General features: G+C 43.7%; 16 protein-coding genes. 6 read left to right on the forward strand and 10 right to left on the reverse strand.

Going from position 1 to position 14,702, the window contains the following annotated elements:
* Nucleotides 1-107 precede the first annotated feature (107 nt).
* The 6 genes from SOO65_RS10460 to SOO65_RS10485 form a co-directional block, all read right to left on the reverse strand.
* Nucleotides 108-575: a hypothetical protein gene (locus SOO65_RS10460; protein WP_321400110.1), complete on the reverse strand. Its 468-nt coding sequence runs from the start codon at nt 573-575 to the stop codon at nt 108-110.
* Between the two features lie 87 nt (nt 576-662).
* Nucleotides 663-1,697 (reverse strand): serine/threonine protein kinase, encoded by a 1,035-nt coding sequence (locus tag SOO65_RS10465; protein WP_321400112.1) that lies wholly within the window; start codon nt 1,695-1,697, stop codon nt 663-665.
* Between the two features lie 12 nt (nt 1,698-1,709).
* On the reverse strand, nt 1,710-3,065 hold the full coding sequence (locus SOO65_RS10470) for an alkaline phosphatase D family protein (protein ID WP_321400114.1): 1,356 nt from the start codon (nt 3,063-3,065) through the stop codon (nt 1,710-1,712).
* Entirely contained in the window at nt 3,062-3,664 is a 603-nt protein-coding gene (locus tag SOO65_RS10475) for a Maf family protein (protein ID WP_321400116.1), read from the reverse strand. The genes SOO65_RS10470 and SOO65_RS10475 overlap by 4 nt, the downstream gene beginning before the upstream one ends.
* A complete protein-coding gene (locus tag SOO65_RS10480; protein ID WP_321400118.1) occupies nt 3,643-3,948 on the reverse strand; it encodes a hypothetical protein in 306 nt (101 codons plus the stop codon). Before SOO65_RS10480 ends, SOO65_RS10475 begins: the two co-directional genes overlap by 22 nt.
* Nucleotides 3,948-4,886, reverse strand: a complete 939-nt coding sequence (locus SOO65_RS10485; protein ID WP_321400120.1) for an ROK family protein — start codon at nt 4,884-4,886, stop codon at nt 3,948-3,950. The genes SOO65_RS10480 and SOO65_RS10485 overlap by 1 nt, the downstream gene beginning before the upstream one ends.
* 80 nt (nt 4,887-4,966) lie before the next feature.
* On the opposite strand from SOO65_RS10485, the gene SOO65_RS10490 reads away from it, so the two are divergent.
* The 4 genes from SOO65_RS10490 to SOO65_RS10505 all read left to right on the forward strand — a co-directional run bounded on the left by SOO65_RS10490 (nt 4,967) and on the right by SOO65_RS10505 (nt 8,307).
* Nucleotides 4,967-6,031, forward strand: coding sequence for a hypothetical protein (locus SOO65_RS10490; protein WP_321400122.1), 1,065 nt, complete (start codon nt 4,967-4,969; stop codon nt 6,029-6,031).
* Nucleotides 6,032-6,033: 2 nt separating this feature from the next.
* A complete protein-coding gene (locus tag SOO65_RS10495; protein ID WP_321400123.1) occupies nt 6,034-6,585 on the forward strand; it encodes a gamma carbonic anhydrase family protein in 552 nt (183 codons plus the stop codon).
* Nucleotides 6,548-7,381, forward strand: coding sequence for a YihY/virulence factor BrkB family protein (locus SOO65_RS10500; RefSeq protein ID WP_321400125.1), 834 nt, complete (start codon nt 6,548-6,550; stop codon nt 7,379-7,381). The genes SOO65_RS10495 and SOO65_RS10500 overlap by 38 nt, the downstream gene beginning before the upstream one ends.
* A 71-nt stretch (nt 7,382-7,452) precedes the next feature.
* Nucleotides 7,453-8,307, forward strand: a complete 855-nt coding sequence (locus SOO65_RS10505; protein WP_321400127.1) for an HNH endonuclease — start codon at nt 7,453-7,455, stop codon at nt 8,305-8,307.
* A gap of 5 nt (nt 8,308-8,312) precedes the next feature.
* Here SOO65_RS10505 and speA read toward each other — a convergent pair whose 3' ends face one another.
* The 4 genes from speA to SOO65_RS10525 all read right to left on the reverse strand — a co-directional run bounded on the left by speA (nt 8,313) and on the right by SOO65_RS10525 (nt 12,272).
* Entirely contained in the window at nt 8,313-10,268 is a 1,956-nt protein-coding gene (gene speA, locus SOO65_RS10510; RefSeq protein ID WP_321400129.1) for a biosynthetic arginine decarboxylase, read from the reverse strand.
* Nucleotides 10,269-10,366: 98 nt separating this feature from the next.
* Complete coding sequence (locus SOO65_RS10515) at nt 10,367-10,555, reverse strand: hypothetical protein (protein ID WP_321400131.1); 189 nt, start codon at nt 10,553-10,555, stop codon at nt 10,367-10,369.
* Nucleotides 10,556-10,708: 153 nt separating this feature from the next.
* Nucleotides 10,709-11,143, reverse strand: a complete 435-nt coding sequence (locus SOO65_RS10520; protein ID WP_321400133.1) for a Crp/Fnr family transcriptional regulator — start codon at nt 11,141-11,143, stop codon at nt 10,709-10,711.
* Nucleotides 11,144-11,153: 10 nt separating this feature from the next.
* The gene (locus SOO65_RS10525; RefSeq protein WP_321400135.1) at nt 11,154-12,272 is read right to left on the reverse strand and encodes an SGNH/GDSL hydrolase family protein; all 1,119 of its coding nucleotides are present in this window, start codon (nt 12,270-12,272) and stop codon (nt 11,154-11,156) included.
* 74 nt (nt 12,273-12,346) lie between these two features.
* On the opposite strand from SOO65_RS10525, the gene SOO65_RS10530 reads away from it, so the two are divergent.
* A complete protein-coding gene (locus tag SOO65_RS10530; protein ID WP_321400137.1) occupies nt 12,347-13,552 on the forward strand; it encodes a peptidase U32 family protein in 1,206 nt (401 codons plus the stop codon).
* The gene (locus SOO65_RS10535) at nt 13,549-14,694 is read left to right on the forward strand and encodes a U32 family peptidase (protein ID WP_321400139.1); all 1,146 of its coding nucleotides are present in this window, start codon (nt 13,549-13,551) and stop codon (nt 14,692-14,694) included. The genes SOO65_RS10530 and SOO65_RS10535 overlap by 4 nt, the downstream gene beginning before the upstream one ends.
* The last annotated feature ends 8 nt before the right edge of the window (nt 14,695-14,702 follow it).

Below are 14,702 nucleotides of genomic sequence, written 5' to 3' on the forward strand. Positions count from 1 at the left end.
TTGAAGTTTCTATGAGATGAGTTGTGCTAAGACAAGTTACGGTCGGCCAGAATAGGGAAGGCGATGCAGAAAAAAGGGCAGGAGTAACCTGCCCTTCGCTTTATGAATTAGAATTCGTATTCGTAATAGAAAGTGTTCTCGTAATTTGTGTCACCTTTCTTAATGAGCTTACTGTGTTTTTTAAGCTCTTTTGACATCACTTTTAGTTTCTTCTCCAGCTTTCCAATGTCCACATATTCAGCCTCTTTACCTTGCTTACAAATGAGTGACTGACGGTGCACAAAAATTAGATGCTCAAGGGCCTGGTTCTTGGCGGCAACATTCTTACTATTAAAAAGATCCATATGAGAGCCGATGGCCTTCAAGTGTTCAGGATAGATTTCAAAGAGCTCTTGGATTTTCCCGCAGGCACCAACCACATCTTCTTTTTCAAGAAGAGTGCGGGACGATTCTACTTTTTCAATTAAGGTGTCGACTCGACTAAGCATCTCTTCTTTGATTTTCTTTTCACGCTTGGTCTGAGCAAAGGACATTTGACCCGCTAAAAGCAGCACCAACATAAGGCCAAACTTCATAACAACCTCCCATAAATCGACAACCGTCTAAACTTTTGACATCCATTTAGGGTCAAAAGCGGCAGAAATCGTGATTATGAGAGAAGATTATTCAAAGCCCATGCCAAGGCGGTCTTGAATGAGACCCATCTGAACTCTAAGGTCGATGAGCTCTTGGTCCCAGTAATTGGCACTTGTAAATTGAGGGAATACACGTTTGAAAGAATGATCGTCCCAGCGCTTAGCAATCCAGGCGTTGAAGTGAACCATACGCATGGTACGTAGGGCCTCAGTAAGACCCAGGTTTACATGATCTTTTCTCGTCATCTCTTTATAAGCAGAAATAAAACGATCACGGTCTTCCAAGCTGTAGCTATCCTTCCCAGGAAACAGTAACCACAAATCTTGTTCCACCGGTCCACTTAGGCAGTCATCGAAATCCACCGCCATAGGTCCAGCGGAAGTCCATACGATATTGCCTCGGTGAAAATCACCGTGAAGTCTTTGAATTGTGAGATGTGTAAACATAGGAGCCAGCATCGGAGAGAGCTGTTCTAGAAGTTTTAAGTAATGCTGAAAACTCACGTGCTCAACGGGTTGAGTTTGGGCCAGGGCCTCACGGTTAATATCAATAAAAGTGTGAGGATTAAGTGCCAGACGATGAGCAAAAGTTCCCATCGAACCAATATTATGAATTCGCCCAATCAAGCGACCTGCTTGATCGATCTCATCTTTAATGAGTTCATCTTTTAAGCGGCCTTGCACCTTGGGAAAGAGCGCGAACCAAAGGTTCGTTTCCGTATGAAGGTGAAGGGTATTGTCGTTAAACTCAATCGGCGCCACCACTGGTACTTCAAATTCTGTCAGAGTCGTTAGAAAGCGGTGCTCCTCCAGAATCTGTTCTTTGGTCCAACGACCAGGTCGATAAAATTTAAGAATGATATTTGTCGGGCTGAAGCCCTTACCAAAATCAAAACTAGAAGCGAGTTCCACATCATAAACGCGGTTCTCTAAACTATTGAGGGCCATGACTCGCCCTGAGAGACGTTTCCCCCAAAGCTCGGCCGCTTCCATAACGTGATCCGGAGTGAGGAGATGAAAGTGTTTGGTCTCTGCTCCCCAGATCCCTTGATTTTGACTCATGTAATGTTCCTACTAACGACGTTTAGATCTTTTTACGCGAATTTTTTTGTAACGGCGTTTACCTACACGACGTTTTCTCGCTTCATTGAGATTGTTCTGTAGATCTTTGATGAATACCGCCACTTCACGGCGATAGTATGGTTCTCCATTCACACCAAAGTTCTCGATCTCAAGGAACCAGTGATCATTTTGTGCGAGGTTATCGATGATCGTAAAGTTCTGGTGCGCGTTCTCTGAAACCACACGCCATGGATTCTGATCAAGGCGGTCCGGATACACCTTTGAGTGAATGGGGCTTGAAGTAATTTCAAAGCTTGGCTTGCCGAACATGCCACGAGGAAATTGCATAATTTCACTCATGTGACGGTCACCGGAAAGAAAGATAAACGGAGTATTGATCTTCTTTAACTCGTCCACAAATTGCTGGAAGTCATTTGGGTGACTGCCTTCAAATGATTCGAATTTATGGTAGCCACCAAAAAACTGATCACCCTTGATGATAAAGCTCGGAGAACTTTCTTCACGAAGCTTAGAGATAAGCCAAGCGGTCTGATCTAATCCTAGGTGAGTTCCTTCTTTGATGTCAGAACGAAAAGTTCTTCCATCCAAAAAGTATAAGTTAAAGTCACCGAGTGAAAGCATACCACCCACACCGTGACCTTTGTAATAATCATCATCACTCATATCCTGAGCGAAGAAAGCGTCGAAAATTTCTTTCGCTTCTTTCTTATAACCCCATTTAGAGTTTCCGTCGTTGATACCGTAGTCGTGATCGTCCCATGTGGCATGAACCGGGATGAGTTTCTTCTGGAAATAAATGGGAAGTGCTAAACGAGTGTCTACATATCGCTTCCATAGAAGTTCCGGATCAACAGCTTGAACCAAAGATTTGTCAGTGATGTCCGAGTAGACGTTATCACCAATCATAAGAAGATATTCCGGATTCTTACTCGCTAGCGTGTCCCAGATCTTAAAGTCTTTTTTGAAGTGATCGCTCATGCAAGAAGCAACGGCGATACGGAGGCGAGTTTGTTCTTTTTGGCCGCGACCAACCAGGCGCTGATCAACGATCTTTTCGCCTTCATAGACATAAAGGTTATAGTCTTTTTGAGCATCGCGAACGAAAACGATCTTGTGCACCATCCATTTAGAAAAGGATCTGGTCACAATTTTGGTTTCATCCGGCTGAATGATTTCTCCCTCAGGATCCCTTAATTCGAAACGAAGATTTTCCGTGTCGGCAAGAACACTGAATTCAACTTCTTTTGAGTTCGTTACACCTTGAAGGATAGAGTATTTGTCAGAGTGTTGTTTAGGTAGCTGGGCACAGCTTGCTACCAGGAGCAATAGGAGGACGATATATTTCACAGCGAGTATCCCAATTTCAATAGAGTGTTAGTGAGTTCAATCAGAGGTAGACCAATGATGGCCGTGTGGTCAGACATTTCAATTTTTTCGAAAAGTTTAATTCCACGGGATTCAAGTTTATAACTGCCGGCACAGTCCAGCGGTTTATCGGCCTGAACGTAAGCATGAATCTGAGGCAGAGTGAGCTTACGCATATGAAGAGTTGTTTCGTTCAGGATGACTTCCATCCCGTCCGGATGAAGAACAGTCACGGCCGTGATCAATTGATGAGACTTCCCTTGCATGAAGGACAATTGTTCCATCGCCGCATCAGTTGTGCCTGGTTTATCAAAGATATGATTTCCTAAAGTACAAACCTGGTCAGAGCCAATCACACAGGCGTGCGGATATTTACATGAGACCGCCTGTGCTTTTAATTTTGAAAGCTCAAGAGCAAGCTCTCTCGGAGTCATGCCTTTCTTTTTAATTTTTTCTTCGTCCACACCTGGAGCGACAGCATCAAACTCCCAACCAAGCTGAGAGAGGAGCTCGCCACGATATTTAGAAGTGGAAGCAAGGATCAAACGAAACGGTTGTTCTAATGATTGATTTTTTCCCATATCTTTAAGCAGAAAATCCTGTCTTGTTTAAGTTCCTTCCATGGATAATCTAAGATGATGTCCCGGGTAGGAGAGCGGTTAATTCCAGCGGCCACACAGCTTTTACAAAGAGTGAGCGTGTAAAACTTTCTATAGAAAGCAAAAACCGCTGCGTACTTTTCTTCTTTCGTTGTTGCCTCACTCAAAGCACGACCTAATTTTCGTACGTGAGCAGAGACTATTTCATTCAATTTCTTGGTTTCTTTGTTCTCTGGATCCATGTGCCAGTCAACAGGAACATCCATTACTTCAGCACCTCATCAAAAATATGAGCGGCACCACCGTAAATGGCGCCCTTTTCCGATGAAAGACTGGCGGTGACGATGTTAATTTTTCCCTTGAGAGAGAAGTGAATAAGTTCGTCCATTTTTTTCTTCACCACTTGGTTGAAGCTGTCACCAAGCTTGGAAACGCCTCCACCGATAACAAAGGCCTGTGGCCCAAATAGAACACCAATACTTACCAGACCTGTTGCCAGCTCTTCAGCAATAGTATTGATGATGGTAGTTGCTTTTAGATCTTTTTCTCTAAAGAGTGTTCCAAGTTTTTCAATTTTCCATTCTTCACCCGTGAGTTCCTGAATGGTCTGCTTGATGCCTTTGGCGGATAGGAAACTTTCCAGGTGATTCATTCCACCACAAGAACACAGACGTTTTTTGTCATTAGGAATGATAATGTGACCACCCTCAGCGCCGAGGGCATTGTTGCCACGGTAAAGTTTTCCATCTAAGATTAGTCCGGTACCGACACCAGTACCTAGAGTAATAAGAATAAAATCTTTTAGGTCTTTACCTGCACCCCAACGGTTTTCACCAATGGCAGCAAGGTTGGCGTCGTTTTCAATCACCGCCAGACACTTAAACTTTTGCTGGAATAAGTCTCTTAGTGCGACATTAGTCCAACCAAGGTTAGGGGCGTGTTCAATCCGACCAGTATAATAATTGGCCACAGGAGCACCTGCCCCAAGTCCCAAAATACGAGAATCACCCAATTCGATTTTCAGATCGACTGATAAGAGGCGCTGAGATTCTTGAGCTAAATGCTCAATAAATTGTTCCGGCGACACTGTTTTATCAGTAGGGAGGGTATGAGACAGGAGGAGATTTCCTGACTTATCGAACAAACCAATCTTGGTATTTGTTCCGCCGATATCAATTCCAAAGGCAACGTGTTCATTCTTCATGTTAAAACGCTATCACGAAACCTGGTCCAAGGCTATAATGAGAGAATCAACTTTTAAATGGCCATGAGGGTCAAATCACAGTGAAACCAGTTAACTTAAACCAATTGTTGTTTCATCCTAAATCCACTTGTTTAAGCTTTTATGTAGGACCGAAAACCGGCCTTACAGATGAGGCCGAACTTGAAGTGTTCCTGAAAGATATGGAGTCGCAGCTCTTGCTTCAGCATAAAGTTCCAGTGGCAAACCTTTTGGAAAAACTGAAACCCAATATTAAGAAGGTGATTCACTGTCATCCGAATCAGTCCCACGGCTTTTTCATCGCAGAAGACCTTCAGGGTTATATTAACCTGGATCAAAAAGTTGAGCCTTATTGCATCATTGGTCAGACCTTTCACGTTCGTCCTTTGATGGAAGACCTCTTTGTTAATCCTGAATACATTCTTGTGAACATCTCGCTCTACGATATTAAAATCTATCGTGGAGATTTTCAGCATCTTGAGATCATGCAGCAGTATGAGTTTGATCAATTGCCGAAAGGTTTTTTTGGTAACAATTCGGCCCGTTTGTATGCTCCTCAATACATGGGACTTATTCCCTTCAAAACCATTCTTGCTTTAAAGACCATCGCTCAAAAACTTATGGACATGATTCTGTATCATTCACTACCGGTGATTGTGACAGGACTTGAGGAACTAAAAACAATTTTCCTTCGCTACTTCGAGCATTCTTTCGGGGTGATTTCTCATATTCATGAAGACTTCTATGAGAAGACCTGTGTGGAGATTGTTGAGCGCTGTAAACTGTTCCGTCACACCGTGATGGATTATTATTCGGCCCAGTTCAAAGAGCGTTTAAAGAAGATGGTAAAATCAAAAAGAATCATCTCGGATCTGGAAGGGATCATTAAGGCCACTTACTCTGGAAAGGTGGTGCATCTGGTATTACCGACAGAAAAGAAACTTTGGGGAAGGCTTGATCCGGATACTGGTGAGTACTCCATTCATAAGCGGGTCAATAAGAAGAACTCCATGGATATTTTAAATGAACTCGCAGAAGAGGTGATGAGACAGGGTGGAAAAATCCAAATCCTGGGGCCACACTTCTTTCCACAGGACGCTCACGTTCTGGCCATTCTTAGAGGTTAGTTATGCTTTCTCGATATTTTGATTATTATCCGACTCTTGGCGAGCGCGTTTATTATTCAGATGGAGCCAAGATTATCGGCCGCGCTGAATTAGGCGACCACGTTAACATCTGGTTTAACACTGTTGTTCGTGCGGACGTAAATTTCATTAAGATCGGTAAGAACACCAACATTCAGGATCTTTGTATGCTGCATGTGACAGAAATAAATTCTCTCACAATCGGCGAAAACACTTCTCTCGGTCATAGCGTGATTCTTCATGGCTGTAAGATCGGAAATGGTTGTCTGATTGGTATGGGGGCCATTATCCTAGATGGAGCAGAGATTGGAGACAATTGTCTCGTCGCCGCTGGTTCTCTTGTTACTCCAGGTAAGAAATTTCCGGCCGGGAGTATGATCAAAGGAAGGCCCGCTGTTGTTGAAAGACCATTGTCCGCTGAAGAAATTGAGCGCGTGTCCAATCACTATAAAGCGTATGTGGTTTATAAGGACCAATACCTAAGGATGGGTGAGACACATGGAACTGATCAAGAAAAGCCTCACAACAAGGGTTAAAAACCTAGCAACTAAAGTTACCGAAGATAACCTCTTCCTTCTTTCTTCTTCGATTTCATATTATTCGGCCCTGGCCATTGCTCCCTTCATGCTGATTCTTTTAGGAGTGGCATCAATGCTGGGAGTGGGTGTACAGGAAAAACTCGTCACCATGGCAAGTGAATTTTCTCCTCAGGTAGGGAAGATGATTCAAATGATCTTCGCTAACGTCAACGAGGGCGTGAATGTGGGATCAATATCAGGAATCATCGGGGTCATCGTCCTTCTTTCGACTGCCTCGCTGGTTTTCTTGCAGCTTCGCTACGCCATGGACGTGATCTACGGAAAATATAATCCTCATGCCAAACGCACTCTCATGGATACGGTGAAAGAAAAACTCTTTGCCATGTTCTTCGTGCTTATGACGGGAATCTTCTTCATTGTCGCGGCCTCTTTACCAGGAATTGTGAACTGGGTATTACCGGCCGGAAGTGAAGACTATTTCTTCTTCAGATCTCTAGCGATTGGAATCAATATCATCGTCTACATTGCTATGTTCTGGGGCATTCACTTTTTCACACCTAGTAAAAGACCCCCTTCGATGGAAGCGCTTAAGATGGGAATCCTGTCTTCGGTGTTTTTTCTTTTGGGGAATATGGTGCTTGCGAGTTATTTGAAAGGGGTGGCCTCGAATTCCATTTATGGAGCGGCCGGATCACTTCTTGTATTCCTCACCTGGACCTATTACACCTCCTTCACTTTGTTCTTAAGTGTTGAAGTCTTCTTGTATCTAAAAAAGATAGGGAAAATCAGATGATTCACTTTCGCTAGCGGAAGTAACTTTTTTTATAGTTGACGAGTCCGTATCTTTTCCGTATTGTTTTTAACATGAGACTAAATCATGTTGCAAATAAAATTTTACTGAGTGATACAAAAAAGTTGGCAGGGGTCGAGCGAGAAGCATTGGTTAAACTTCTTCATCACTTAAGAGAAATTGATAAGAGGAAACTTTATTGTGACCTCAAATATTCATCTTTGTTTGCTTATTGTGTACATGAATTAGGTTATTCCGAAGGCGCTGCCCATAGGCGAATTGTTGCCTCTCGTGCCCTGGCAGAAATGCCAGAAATTGAGAAGAAAATCGAAGAAGGAAGTCTGAATCTCACAACAATTTCATTAGTGAATCAATTCATTGATGATCCCATTCAAAAGCGTGACGTGTTAAAGGAAGTGGAAAACTTAACTAAGACAGAGTGTGAGCAGAAATTATTTGAAATCACGGGCAAAGAAGAGAGGGCCAAGGATAAAAAAAAGCGCATTTCAAAAGATAAGGTTCAAGTTGCCTTTGTTTTGACAGATGAGACGATGAATCTGGTGGATCAGTTAAAAAATCTTTTGGGCAAAGAAATGGAGATGGATCAGCTGGTCCAGTTCATGGCAAAGAAGGCGATTGAAGCGGTGGAAAAAACGAAGTTCAAACAGACGAAATCCGAAACTTCACTTTCGCCAGCGAAAGTAGGAAGAGCAATTCCCGCTTCGGTGAAACGCACTGTCTATGCCCGAGATAAGAAATGCACCAATTGTGGAACGACTCATAACTTAAATTATGATCACATCATTCCATATTCAATGGGGGGACCGGCAACGGTACAGAATGTAAGGCTACTTTGTTTTGAATGTAATCAGCGAGCGAGGTTTAGAATGGGATTGGAAAAATCCCCACCCCGAAGGGTGGGGAAATAGAATAACTATTTTTTTAGGTAAGTGTAGCTCTTCAAGCAGCTTTCATAAAAGTCAGTCAGATCCACACCTTCACGAGGACGAATCTTACCGCGCTTCACTTGAGTATCAATTGAAGCTTTCACTGTTTGGGCCATTGTCTCAGGGTTGTACTGAAGTGTAGAAAGAACCTGAGAGGCCTTGTTACCCATGATCACTTCTTCAATGTAGAAGTCTGTTGGATCATCATCATCCGCGAAAATGTGCACTTCGTTCAGACGACCGAAACAGTTATGGTTATCACCCATGATGTCCTGGTAAGCACCAGTCATGAATAGGCCAATGTAGTAATCGTCGCCGTTAAGCTTGTGCATTGGAAGTGTATTTGTTGGGCCATCTGGTGAAAGGAACGTGTCCACTTTACCGTCAGAGTCACAAGTAATATCAACCAGTGTTGCTAGTTCAGTCGGCTTCTCATTCAGCTTGTGAATGGGAAGAACCGGAAGGATCTGGCCAATGGCCCAAGTATCCGGAGCAGACTGGAAGATAGAGAAGTTACACATGTACTGAGAGGCCATCTGGCTCTTAAGAGCTAGAATCTCATCAGAAGCGTACTCATCAAGAGACGCGAACTGAGTGATCTTCTTACAGATTCTCCAGTAAAGCGTTTCAAGCTTCGCTCTTTCATCAAGAGAAAGGATGCCGAACTTGAAAGCAGAAATAGATTCTTCTTTCAGTTTCGTAGCATCGTTATAGACGTCCTGGTAGTTTTTGGCATTGAGATCAGTTGAAAGATCTCTCATGTTCGTCACAAGGATGTTCTCGTGGATCGCTTTATCTGTGTTGAAGTTATCAGCCGCACCAATTTCAAGAGCACCGAAAACGTTTGTGATCACACATGAGTGGTGAGCAGTGATGGCACGGCCCGACTCTGAAACGATGTTCGGATGTGGTACGTCTTCAAGGTCACAAACTTGCTTCAAGATATAAACAACGTCAGCAACGTAGTCACGAGTTGTGTAGTTAATTGAAGAAGGAGAGTTAGAACGAGTTCCGTCGTAGTTAACACCTACGCCACCACCTACGTCGAAGTACTCAAGTTTAGCGCCCTCTTTATAAAGCTTGGCGTAGATACGAGCACCTTCAGAGATTGAATCTTTGATTGTACGTAGATCTGGAATCTGTGAACCGATGTGGAAGTGGAAAAGCTTCAAGCAGTGCTCTTTGCCAATCGACTTCATATACTTAACAGCTTGGAGAATCTCTGTGATCGTTAGACCAAATTTAGCATAGTCACCACCAGAGCTTGCCCATTTACCTGAAGACTTCGTCGCGATCTTCGCACGAAGACCGATCATCGGTTCAACACCGATTTCTTGAGAAAGCTTCATAAGGTCAGTAAGCTCAGAGTATTTTTCTACTACTACGATTACTTTGCGTCCTAGTTGGTTACCAAGTAGGGCAAGACGTAGTAAATCAAGGTCTTTATAACCGTTGATTACTGTAAGTGAGTTTTGGTTTGAGTTCATAGCAAGAGCAGCTAGTAGCTCCGGTTTAGAACCGGCCTCAAGACCATAGTTGAATGGAGCGCCGGCATCGACGATCTCTTCAACCACTTCACGCATTTGGTTTACTTTAATTGGGTATACGCCATAGTAAGAGCCAGTGAACTTGGCCTCTTCAATTAGCGAACGGAAAGTTTTATTGAGGTTAGCAACCTGTGAACGAAGAATGTCATGGAAACGAATTACCGCTGGGAATGAGATCCCCTTGTTCTTCATCTCTTCCACGATTTCCATCATGTTAATCACTGGACCATTGTTGGTCTGAGTTGGATTCACACAAAGGTCACCCTTGTTGTTTACAGAAAAGTAATTTTCGCCCCAGCGACTGATTTGATAGATCTCGTCAGCATCGGCCGTGGTCCATTCTTTGCTCGCGTCTAAGTTGTGAAAGCGAGTAGGTTGTTGTGAAGAAGTTTTCACCTCAAAATCCCTCCGGGAAAATCATTTTTTTTATAACCCGCACTATAAGTTAAAAAGTGCGAATTAAAAAACCAATTTTCCCGGTGGACGTAAAATATTTACTGGCGTTCTGAGGTCGGACCTTCCCGGCCGGCCGCCTGGCCGTCAAACCATGAATATTCAACATTGGTTTGCATGTCTTGCTTTTCTTCGAGCTTCTTCTCCTGGGAGGCGGTGAGGTGCTCTTTTGAAGCACAGGCCGTCATCATTACCATAAGAAGCAAGGCCGAAAAGATGTGTGTTCTCATTGGTCAACCTCCTTGTTGTCCCAACTCTCTGTATTGCGAGGAGCGTGCCAAGCGAGAGCGGTTTTAAAGGGCTTTCCCGTGACTTGGTGCAGTTAATTTGGCCCCACTGAGTATCATAAGTTTACCACCCTGGAGTCAGCGTGGCCAAAATACCTAAGTATGTTGATGAGTTATGACGGAGTAGAGCTTGCGTTGTTCTTCGATGGTCAGAGGTTTTTGATCCTCAGAACCAATTTTGCGGAGGTTACTGGTATTGATAATTTCGTCGAGACGACGGATTTTTTTGGTTAAACCTTTGCCCACTTCCAGGAACCAAAATGGGAGGTGGTTAGAGAGTTCATGTTTAGGGATTTGCACCAGAGTGCTTTTCTCGAGAGTCACGATGTGGCTTGCGCGGTGTTTGCCATCAAAAAATGAGAGCTCTCCGATGAAAACTCCGGCCTCGATGCGCGCGATGGCCTTGACCTCAGTTCCATGAACGGTGCAGATCAGGAGACGACCAGATTTGAGGTAATAGAGGTCAGTGGAAGGATCACCTTCGCGGGCAACCAGTTCATGAGGACCAAATTCCAGATTATAAACTTGCATCGTTTACCCTCTACAGTTTCAGGATTCGTTTGATCACCATGCCCAGTTGTTTCATGCCCTGGTCATAGTACAAATTCTGCGGATGAATCTCATCAAAAAATGTTGTGTTTTGGGTCCATTCATTCGTGATCATCTGAGCGAAATCGAATAAGAGGACCTGATGATCTTTTGCCACTTTTCGAATGATGGAATTATAAACTTCCGTAGTTCTCCAAGGTCGGCAGTCGTATGCCGTGGACTTCAGAAGTGACTGGGCAGCTTCATCAGTATAACCCAGACGTTTAGCGACCTGACCGTGGATATAAAGGAGAAGAGCATTTCCAGAATATTGATTGATGAGTTTAGAAGATTTGGCATAAGCGGCCTTTGGGTTGTTCTTTTTCAAAAGCTCTCTTAAATCCAAAATTTCCGTCTCAATATCAGTTGTCGTTGTAAACTCGCAGACCTTCTTTGGAGGAATATCAAGGTTAATGGGAGTGGTGGTAAGGATCAGAAGGGTATTTCGGTCCTTACTCTGATTGACCAGCTGAATGAGTTGCTGCTCGTAGAGGAGAAACTCTGTCTCCATACGTCTTAGATACTCTGGCTCTTCGACCTGTTTTAACTCGGGAGTTGCTCCCAGTTTCACTTGGTGAATCGGTTCGTAAACCAAGCGGGAAAGCCACGGATACAGAATCAAAAAGGTCTCAATTCTGTCATCTGAGTAGCGCTTAAAGTTAGTGTTAATTTTCGCAATTTCGGCCGGATTAAACTTTGATTCTGCGAACTCCTCGCTGGCACCCTGGTAGATCAAAATTTGGGGCCACTGTGTAAGAGATTTTAATTCATGCAGAGTGCGGTGAAGGCCATTTCCCTCTTTGGCGAGACTTTGTACCTGAATGGGTTTGGCGAGATTCACCGAAATTGCGGCCGCAAGTTCCGTCTTAAATTTCGCAAAATACGCTCCCATGCGGTCACCGGTGATGAGAATGGGGGCGTCCAATTGGATTCCGGGAGCCGACTCAACAAAAGTATATGGGTAGGGTACTACCTGCACGGGATTTTTCTGATAGCGATCGAAGACGAGATATCCGCCAGTTACAAGGGCCACCAGAACCGTCAGAAGGAGCAAAGAGAGAACTTTTTTCAAACCGAAAACCCTTTTAAAACATATTCTTTATCAAGAGTTTAACTTACGTCCGAATTTTGGTAAACAGGACCATCATGACTAAGCATCAACTTCCTGAGGTGCTGGCCCCGGCCGGTAGCCTCGATAAATTAAAAATTGCTGTTCTTTATGGCGCCAACGCCGTCTACGTAGGTGGACAGAAGTTTGGACTTCGGACAGCGGCCGATAACTTTACTCTGGATGAGCTCCGTGAAGGGATGAACTTTGCCCATGAAAGGGGCACCCAGGTGTATGTGGTTTTAAACTCCTTTCTTCATGATAAGGACCTGGAAGAGGTACCTGAGTTTGTGAAGTTCCTGGAAGAGATTGGAACAGATGCAGTGATTGTTTCTGATCTGGGTGTGGTGAAGACTGTACGTGCTCATTCAAAGATTCCAGTTCATATCTCAACCCAAGCTTCGACCCTGAATTCTGAAAGTGCCCGCATCTGGAAAGAGGCCGGTGCTACTCGTATCGTTTTGGGCCGTGAAGTTTCAGTTAAAGAAGCAGGAAAAATTAAGCGTGAAGTGGACATCGAAATCGAGATGTTTATTCATGGTTCAATGTGTATGGCCTACTCTGGTCACTGTGTGATTTCAAACTTCACTCAAGGTCGCGATTCTAACCGTGGTGGTTGCGCCCATTCATGTCGATTCGAATACTCTCTTGAGGGTCTCGATACTCCGGAGAAAAAGAAAGCATATTTCATGAGCTCAAAAGACCTTGAGGGTCTAAGAGTTCTTCCGGCCTTCATTGAAGAGAAGATTGATTCTCTAAAAATTGAAGGTCGTATGAAGTCTCACTTGTACGCTGGTACCATGTCGAAAGTTTATTCTGAGGCCCTGAAGTATTATGCTGAACACGGCGACTTCCTGTCAGACGATCTTATTAACTGGGAAGCCGAATTAAGTAAGGTGTCTCACCGTACCTATACAGAGGCGAGTTTAGTTGAAAAGGCCGGAGCTGATTCAATTTTCAATGAAAGAGAAAACGCTTCAGACGGTGAATGGCAAATGGTTGGCTCAGTCATTGATGCTAATCCAAAGTCAGGAATCGTCATTGAAGTGAGAAATGCTTTTAATCAAGGTGATGAACTCGAAATCATTCCTTTCAAAGGTCCGGCGATTAAGGTTGTGGCCAATGAGATCATGGATCTTGCCATGAAAGCAGTGACACGCACTCGTCCCACAACTCTGGTTAGACTTCCATTTGTTGAAGGTGTTAGTTCAATGCATCTCGTTCGTCAGAGAGGCAAAGCATGAAACTTACCAGCTACGGACGCTCACTCCATGAATTAAATATTTTAAAAGACCAAGGTTTCGAGGAAGTGATCCTTGAACCAAAGTCTCTTTCTCGTTTTGGTAAACTTTCTAAAGATGAGTTCTTAGCACTTTCAATGCGTGCGAAGGAATTAGGTCTTCGTGTTCTTCTTGAATGGGACATTCTCATGACTGAGGATGTGTTCACGGCAAAACTTAAAGAAGTAAATGATTACGTCGCTCACGCAGATGCTGTACGAGTACAAGACCCGGGTGCATTTGGTTGGGTCGTAAGAAATACCGACAGGCCTCTTCAGTTTATTGCTGAAAACGGTAACCACAATCTTCCTGCTTTAGAAGGTTGGGTGGACCTGGCGAAAGGACGTTTAGAGCGTCTTATTCTTTCAATTGAATTATCGAAAACGGCCATCGAGGGTTACGTTCAGAAACTAAAAGTTCCATGTGAGCTTCTTGGGATGGGACGCATTCTTCTCTTTTATACTCCAAGACCACTTCTATCTGCCCTGGCTCCAGAGAAGATGACTATGAATGGAGAAATCGCGGCCCTTGGGGAGAGTGAAGAATCACCTCACAAAGGTTTCCCGATTGTTGAAAATGCTCATGGCACATTTATGTTCCATATTAAAGAATTCTGCCTGGTAGATTTCGCTCATGAGCTTCGTCAAATGGGACTGGGCTTTTTCCGTATTGATCAACGTTGGGACAATCAGCTTCTTGCCGAGATCTCGGGTCTCGTGAAAAACTTCGATGCCACTGGGTTTGAAACTTTCAAAGAAAAATACACGCAAGATCTTATGCGTGGCTTTTACCTTGTGAACAAGACAGATGTACTCTTCCCGAAACTTAAAAACTCTCGTCTTCAAAAACGAGAGGGTGATTATATTGGGGAAGTGCTTGAGGCCGAAAAAGGTTCCCATCTTGCCATCATGGTTAAGAACCCGAAGGGCCTTAAGAAGACAGATCTCTTGAAGATCCTTCATCCAAAGGGTGAGATCTTCGAATCAAAGATCTATTCATTAAGAAACCTTTCACTTGAAGAAGTTGATTCGGTCGCTGCGGGTAATCTTGCCATTATCCAGTTTATTGGTGGAGTATGGGTTAAATCCCAAGTCTTCTATCAATAAGGATCATT

The sequence above is a fragment of the Peredibacter starrii genome (assembly GCF_034259205.1).
In the GTDB taxonomy this organism is placed as follows: Bacteria; Bdellovibrionota; Bacteriovoracia; order Bacteriovoracales; family Bacteriovoracaceae; genus Peredibacter; species Peredibacter starrii.